The sequence below is a fragment of the Daejeonella sp. genome (genome assembly GCF_037719425.1).
Taxonomy (GTDB): domain Bacteria; phylum Bacteroidota; class Bacteroidia; order Sphingobacteriales; family Sphingobacteriaceae; genus Daejeonella.
The window spans coordinates 1-6,957 of the sequence record NZ_JBBJNI010000101.1; the positions used below are offsets into that span (position 1 = coordinate 1).

Here is a 6,957-nt window from a genome sequence, read left to right on the forward strand (position 1 = left end):
TTACCTTTTTTGAAAAAACCTCTTCTCTTTCTTTGTTGTCGAAATCTCCCATTGTCATTTTTTTTAGGTTGGGGTAAATATAATAGATATTCGCAAAGTTACAAATTGATTTTTTTTATAGACACTTTGACATTTTCCTAAACGTGCTATCTTGTATTTCAAACTTCTTTCCCGAAAAGGTCATATATAGCACTTGGAGTCATTTGGTATCCTAACTTAAAAATGTGCGTTTTGGTAAAATTATTCGTCTGGTCTAAATATGAATAATTTTACCTACACTTACAGTTACCAACCAATGAAAAAATTTCTACTTCTGCTGGTTATTTCTTTAGCTATAGGTTCCTGTAAGAAGTCCACATCTTGCAATGTTAATTCAATCGAGCAGTTGCCTTGGGCAGTTAACATGGTTGCCGGGGGCGGCTCTTGTCTCATTTATGGTGGCGCCAAATTTTATTCTTACACTTTTAGTGGCGAACAGGTATTTTATTTCACAAACTTGCTTTCTTCGAATTCAAACTGCGTCGGAGGAATTTACTATTGTTCGGGGAATAAGCTTTCCTTTAGTGAGGATGAGTCCCGGGAATTTTTTAATAAAAGGAAGAATGAGATGCTGTTATGGTCGAAAAATTAATAGAATTATGTATCGCTTAGGCCGTTTGTTCTTCCAGCAACTGCTTTTCGTACAGTTCAAAGTAAATTCCTTTTTGCGCCATGAGGGTTTTGTGGCTCCCTTGCTCCATAATTTCACCCCCATCAATAACCAATATCTTGTCTGCATTTTTAATTGTAGACACGCGGTGTGCTATTAAAATACTGGTTTTATTTTTCATGACCCTGCCCAGGTTATTAAGAATCTGCTCCTCTGTTCTCGTGTCGACAGCTGAAAGACAATCGTCGAATATGAGGATCTGCGGTTCTTTAATGATTGCCCGGGCTATGGAAAGCCGTTGTTTCTGACCACCAGAAAGTGTAATTCCCCGTTCCCCGATCAGGGTTTCAAATCCTTTCTCAAACTCTTTGATATTCTGATACACCGCTGCGTTCTTTGCGGCATTCTCAATGCTTTCATTATTAGGGTCGGCGATACCAAAGGCTATATTGTTTTTTATACTGTCAGAAAACAGGAACACTTCCTGAGGCACAAAACCAACCTGTTGCCGGAAGTTATTCAGGTCAAGGTCGCGAAGTGGCTTTCCATCGATTAGGATCTCACCTGTATCAGTATCATACATTCGCATTAAAAGGTTGGCGATAGTCGACTTACCAGATCCCGTGCGACCGATGATCGCAAGGAATTCGCCTGGTTTAACTTCAAATGAGACACCTTTAATGGCCTGGATACCTGTATCCGGATATGTAAAGCTTACGTTCCTGAATTCTATACGCCCGCTAATATCTGCCGACTCTGTACGCGGGGAGGTGATTTCAGGCTGTGTATGTAAAAATTCATTGATTCTTTTTTGAGATGCTGCCGCCCGCTGAATAAGCGATGTTACCCATCCTAATGACATCACAGGGAAGGTTAATTGACTCACATAAACAATAAATTCAGCTATGTTTCCCGAGCTTATCGTTCCATTCATCACTTCAATGCCGCCGATATAAACGGTAATAATTGTACTGAGACCTACCAGCAGCAATATCAAAGGAAAAAACAAGGCTTGAACTTGCACCAGGGCCATGGATTGAGATTTATAATTCTCACTCTCCACATCAAATTTTTCCCGTACATCGTCTTCCCGAACGTAAGCCTTAATTACTCTGATGCCTGAAAATGTCTCCTGTACGAAGTTCGAAAGAACTGAAAGCTGTTCCTGGATCTTCTCGCTTCTGTTATTGATCATCGTATTTACATAATAAATAGTGATAGCAAGAAAGGGCAGTGGCAGAAGAGAATATAAGGCAAGCTTGGCATTTACACTAAACATGAACGCGACGATCATAATAAACAGCACAACGGTGTTGATCGTGTACATAATTGCTGGCCCCAAATACATGCGGACGCGGCTTACATCCTCGGTAACACGGTTCATGAGGTCGCCGGTATTGTTTCGGCGATAAAACGCCATAGACAATTGCTGATAATGATTATAGATTTCATTTTTAAGATCATATTCTATATGCCTGGACATAAGAATAATAGTCTGCCGCATGAAAAACAGGAAAATACCACGCAGAAGTGCGAGGACCAGAACGATGGCACCGAAAAGCATCAGCGTGTAGCCAAATATTTCATTGATTACATTCTGCCTCTCAAAGCCGCTAAAGAGCCTGTACACCGTTATATTTTCGCTTACAAGATCAAATGAAATTTGAATTACCTGTGCAGGAAGCACTCCGAATATATTAGATATAAGCACAAATAAGATCCCGGGAATAAACCTCCATCGATATTTATAGAAAAATTTATTGAGATAGCCGAGTTCTTTCATCTTTGCGTATGCTCCAAAATTAACCAGAATTTGTGATTCTATTTCAAGATGACCCCATTAAATTACGGGTTTCAGGCACTATGGTTTTTCTGTTTAATGATCAAAATATGGAATTTTTACTACTTTTGTCGCGTAAAGCAAGCAACCAATATGGCGTTATCTCAGTTTGATGAACAATCCGTTTTTAGTAACCTTGAACAATCCGGGCATCAGAAGGTGGTATATTGCTCTGATCCGGGTACCGGGCTGAAAGCAATTATTGCCATTCATGATACAACTCTTGGCCCTGCATTGGGCGGCACAAGGATGTTTGCTTATAAAACGGAAACGGAAGCGTTAAACGATGTTTTGCGTTTATCCCGCAGTATGACCTACAAGGCAGCTATTACCGGCTTGAATCTGGGCGGAGGTAAAGCAGTTATAATTGGAGACAGCCGCCTGCAGAAAAGCGAAGCTTTGATGAGAAGATTCGGGCGATTTATTGAAAACCTGAATGGCTCATTTATAACAGCTGAAGACGTTGGTACCAACCCCAGAGATATGGAATATATCCGTATGGAGACCAAATATGTTACAGGTATTCCAGAATCGATTGGAGGAAGTGGCGATCCTTCACCGGTGACAGCCCGCGGTGTTTTTATGGGGATCAAGGCTTCTGTCAAAGAGTTTTTTGGAAATGATAGCCTTGCCGGAAAATCTATTGCTGTCCAGGGTATTGGACACGTAGGCGAGATACTGGTTGGATTGCTGAGAAATGAAAATGCTAAAGTATACATCAGCGATATTAACGAGGAACGGCTTGGACAAGTAGCACAAAAGTATGGAGCTGAGGCAATATCAACCAATAAGCTATTCGATCTTGATATAGATATTTATTCTCCATGTGCACTTGGAGCAACGGTGAATACCGAAACTATTAACCGGCTGAAATGTTCTATCATCGCTGGTTCTGCTAATAATCAACTGGCAGATGAAGAGGTGCACGGAAAGATGCTATTGGAAAAAGGCATTTTATACGCACCTGACTACCTGATTAACGCTGGGGGTCTGATTAATTGTTATTCGGAAATTGCAGGGTTCAATAAAAAGAAAACTCTTCAAATGACTGAAAACATTTATGAGGCAACCCGGAGAGTACTAAAGAAATCGAAAGAAGAAAATATCCCAACAAACGAAGCAGCTAATAAAATAGCTGAAAAGCGGATTGAGGATATTCGGAAAATAAAAGCAGCCTGGTAATCAGGCGTTATAAATAAATCGTTCTTATACATGTTAAATAGAAGGCACCTGCGGGTTAAAGCGTTGCAGGTATTATATTCCTACCAGCAATCGGACTTAAAAGATGTGAAGCCATTTGAAAATGCTTTGCTTCAAAATGTCGATAAGGTTTATGAGATGTACATTTGGTTGCTTTCATTGCTGATTGAAGTAGCGGAGTATAGCGTTATTGATGTCGAAGAACGGGCCAATAAGCATTTACCATCTGAAGATGATCTGAATGCAAGTGATATGCTAAAGAGCAATCTTTTTATAACCGCCTTACTTCAGAACAAGGAATATCTTGCTGCAGTTAAAAAGTATAAAATATCCTGGGATTTTGATCCGGAGGTCGCAAAATCCATTTTTTCCTCACTGAAAACGTCTGCGGAATACAAGGAATTTATTGCCTTGACTGAGCATACCATAAAATCCGACAAGGATATCATCAAGTTTATCTTCAAAAAACTGATCCTTAAATCGCCGGGAATAGAACAAGTATTTGAAGAAAAGTTTATCAACTGGCCGGTAGATAAAGAAGTCCTGCAAGCGTTGGTTGCCAAAACATTCAAGAATTTTTCAAGCGAGCAACCTTCAGAAAATCATCTCGCACAGATCTGCCCTAACTGGGATGAAGACCGACCGTTTATCCTGGACCTTTTTAATAAAGTGATCGCATACGAAAACGAATACCAGGAACTGATCTCCCAAAAGACAAAGAACTGGGAAGCTGATCGAATTGCTGTTATGGATATTCTGCTGATGAGAATGGCAATTGTTGAGCTGGTTCACTTTTCATCCGTACCGGTTAAGGTGACCATGAATGAATATATAGAAATAGCAAAAGAATTCAGTACCCCGAAAAGTAATTCGTTTATAAACGGTATTTTAGATAAAATTTTAGCCGATCTTAAAGCAAAAGGAAAAGTTCGAAAGATAGGCAGAGGACTAATAGAATAAATTAAATATGAAAAAGATCATTTTATCACTGGCCTGCGTGGCTATTTTGGCATCTTGCAGCAATCAGGATCCTAAACAATCCGCATCCACTGAAACGGAGACCGTAGCACCTCCCGTTTTTAAGTTTGTGAAAGAATCATTCGATTTTGGCCAAATTACTGATGGCGAGAAGGTTTCGCATGATTTTAAATTTACAAATACCGGCAATAGCCCGCTTATTATCACAAGTGCAACAGCCACATGCGGATGTACAGTTCCTGATTATCCAAAAGAGCCGGTTGCTCCGGGTGCAGAGGGTGTGATTAGTGTAGTATTTGACAGTGCTGGTAAGGTAGGTATGCAGAATAAAGTTGTTACGATAACCGCTAATACTGTTCCGGAGCTTACTCAGTTGAATATTTTAGGGAACGTGGTAAACGCCGCGACCGCCAAGTAATTAGTATTTTATTTAGACAATTATAATATGGAACAAATCGGACAATTTTTACCAATGCTCCTCATCATTGTGGTATTCTATTTCTTTATGATCAGACCACAAATGAAAAAGGCTAAGGATCATAAAAAGTATGTTGAAGAATTAAAAAAGGGGGATAAGGTTATCACTACCTCTGGAATTCATGGCAAGATCGTAGACGTTAATGATGCTACCTTTCTTGTGGAGGTTGATAGTGGAACAAAGATCCGTTTCGAAAAATCATCCATTTCCCTGGAGGCATCAAAGGCATTAAACACACCTGCGGTCAAATAAGCGGGAATATAAAATATACTGACGCCGCTTCATTTGAGGCGGCGTTTTTATTTGATTAAATTTGCAGATATAATTCAGATATGCCTTTTATAAAATTCAGTCAAAGTGAACGGCGGCGAATTTCTATGTTTTTCATTTGCCTTGCATTTGCGTTAGGGGCATGGCTGTTTTTTGCACTCTCGAACAGCTATGTTTACCAGGCGAGGACTGTTGTGCGTTTTGTAAATTTCCCTCAAAATAAAGCGTTTCATTCTCTGCAGTCAGATACAGTTAAATTGCAGATTGAAGGTACTGGCTGGCAGCTGCTATTCTCCAAATTACGTATCAAACCCCGGTCTGTGGATATTGACCTGAAGGATCTTAACAAGCAGACTTTTATCAACTTATCGGATCAATTAGGTTATATCAACCGGCAGTTCAGCTCGACTCAGAAGGTGGTATATGTTCAGCCGGATACCCTGTATTTTGATTTCTCCTCCCGGGCGATAAAGAGAGTGCCTGTAGAGCTGGTCAGTGATATACAGTTTATAAAGCAGTACGGAATTTCAGAATCTGTTACGATAAACCCTGCTTTTGTCACTGTAACAGGCCCGAAAGAAGATCTCTCGCGGATCCGGGTATGGAAGACAGATACCTTAAACGCTAAAAATGTTGGCAGAAATATCAGTTCAAAAGTCGCGCTTAAGCGTCCTGTGATAGCCAATATTAATATATACCCGTCATATGCGGATGTGAAGATCCCTGTAGATGAGTTCACCGAGAAGACGATTGACGTAACTATCAAAGTCCGGAACAACCGGAACTATCACGACATTAAATTGCTTCCGGAAAAGGTAAAGATAACTTTTATGACTGCTCTAAGTAATTATTCGAAAATTGACAGGGATTTTTTTGAAGTAATAGTCGATCTTGATAACTGGACTCAAAATTCTTATAAACAATTGCCGCTGAGGATTACCAGGTTTCCCGGTTTTTGCAGGCTTGTGAGGATCGAGCCTCAAACCGTGGACTTTATCATTCAGAAATAATGATGAAAATAGGAATAACCGGGGGAATTGGAAGCGGTAAAACTACAGTTTGTAAAGTTTTTGAAGTACTCGGCATTCCGGTTTTTTATGCGGATAACGCTGCGAAATCTATAATGCATACAGATGTGTTGCTTCGGCAGGATATTATTGCAGGATTTGGGCAGGAATCGTATTTCGAGAATGGAGGTCTCAACAAAAAGCATATATCTTCAATCGTTTTTAGCGACAAAAAACAACTGACAAAGCTTAATGCACTTGTCCATCCGGCAGTATTCAGGGCTTTTGATATATGGGTTGATGAGCAGAAGCATGCGCAATATGTTTTGAAGGAAGCTGCGCTGCTCTTTGAAAGTGATTCTTATAAAATGTGCGATCAATCAATCCTGGTGAAATCGCCGGAGGAGTTGCGAATCGAACGGATCATTCAAAGAGATAATACTTCAGCAGACGAGGTGAGGTTACGGATGAACAGGCAATTCTCTGATGAGAAGAAAGAAAAGCTTGCAGATCATATTATTGTTAATGATGAACA

General features: G+C 40.0%; 8 protein-coding genes. 7 read left to right on the forward strand and 1 reads right to left on the reverse strand.

The window, feature by feature from the left end:
* The first annotated feature begins 295 nt into the window (after positions 1 to 295).
* On the forward strand, positions 296 to 631 hold the full coding sequence (locus WKF69_RS13175) for a hypothetical protein (protein ID WP_340382537.1): 336 nt from the start codon (positions 296 to 298) through the stop codon (positions 629 to 631).
* A 16-nt stretch (positions 632 to 647) separates the two neighbouring features.
* Here the strand turns inward: WKF69_RS13175 and WKF69_RS13180 are convergent, their stop codons facing one another.
* Positions 648 to 2,432: an ABC transporter ATP-binding protein gene (locus WKF69_RS13180; protein WP_340382538.1), complete on the reverse strand. Its 1,785-nt coding sequence runs from the start codon at positions 2,430 to 2,432 to the stop codon at positions 648 to 650.
* Between the two features lie 150 nt (positions 2,433 to 2,582).
* Between WKF69_RS13180 and WKF69_RS13185 the strand changes: the two genes are divergently transcribed.
* From WKF69_RS13185 to coaE, 6 genes are all read left to right on the forward strand, one after another.
* On the forward strand, positions 2,583 to 3,671 hold the full coding sequence (locus WKF69_RS13185) for a Glu/Leu/Phe/Val dehydrogenase (RefSeq protein ID WP_340382539.1): 1,089 nt from the start codon (positions 2,583 to 2,585) through the stop codon (positions 3,669 to 3,671).
* A 30-nt stretch (positions 3,672 to 3,701) separates the two neighbouring features.
* A complete protein-coding gene (gene nusB, locus WKF69_RS13190) occupies positions 3,702 to 4,649 on the forward strand; it encodes a transcription antitermination factor NusB (RefSeq protein ID WP_340382540.1) in 948 nt (315 codons plus the stop codon).
* A 7-nt stretch (positions 4,650 to 4,656) separates the two neighbouring features.
* Positions 4,657 to 5,085 (forward strand): DUF1573 domain-containing protein, encoded by a 429-nt coding sequence (locus WKF69_RS13195; RefSeq protein ID WP_340382541.1) that lies wholly within the window; start codon positions 4,657 to 4,659, stop codon positions 5,083 to 5,085.
* A gap of 27 nt (positions 5,086 to 5,112) precedes the next feature.
* Positions 5,113 to 5,397, forward strand: a complete 285-nt coding sequence (yajC, locus tag WKF69_RS13200; RefSeq protein WP_340382542.1) for a preprotein translocase subunit YajC — start codon at positions 5,113 to 5,115, stop codon at positions 5,395 to 5,397.
* 80 nt (positions 5,398 to 5,477) lie between these two features.
* On the forward strand, positions 5,478 to 6,425 hold the full coding sequence (locus WKF69_RS13205) for a YbbR-like domain-containing protein (protein WP_340382543.1): 948 nt from the start codon (positions 5,478 to 5,480) through the stop codon (positions 6,423 to 6,425).
* Positions 6,425 to 6,957, forward strand: a 533-nt coding sequence (gene coaE / locus WKF69_RS13210; RefSeq protein WP_340382544.1) for a dephospho-CoA kinase, incomplete at its 3' end; no start/stop codon positions are given. The genes WKF69_RS13205 and coaE, both read left to right, overlap by 1 nt.

Excerpts from the sequence above, each read along its gene's own strand:
- WKF69_RS13175 (WP_340382537.1), top strand. The coding sequence starts at position 296 with ATGAAAAAATTTCTACTTCTGCTGGTTATTTCTTTAGCTATAGGTTCC.
- WKF69_RS13180 (WP_340382538.1), bottom strand. The coding sequence starts at position 2,432 with ATGAAAGAACTCGGCTATCTCAATAAATTTTTCTATAAATATCGATGG.
- WKF69_RS13185 (WP_340382539.1), top strand. The coding sequence starts at position 2,583 with ATGGCGTTATCTCAGTTTGATGAACAATCCGTTTTTAGTAACCTTGAA.
- nusB (WP_340382540.1), top strand. The coding sequence starts at position 3,702 with ATGTTAAATAGAAGGCACCTGCGGGTTAAAGCGTTGCAGGTATTATAT.
- WKF69_RS13195 (WP_340382541.1), top strand. The coding sequence starts at position 4,657 with ATGAAAAAGATCATTTTATCACTGGCCTGCGTGGCTATTTTGGCATCT.
- yajC (WP_340382542.1), top strand. The coding sequence starts at position 5,113 with ATGGAACAAATCGGACAATTTTTACCAATGCTCCTCATCATTGTGGTA.
- WKF69_RS13205 (WP_340382543.1), top strand. The coding sequence starts at position 5,478 with ATGCCTTTTATAAAATTCAGTCAAAGTGAACGGCGGCGAATTTCTATG.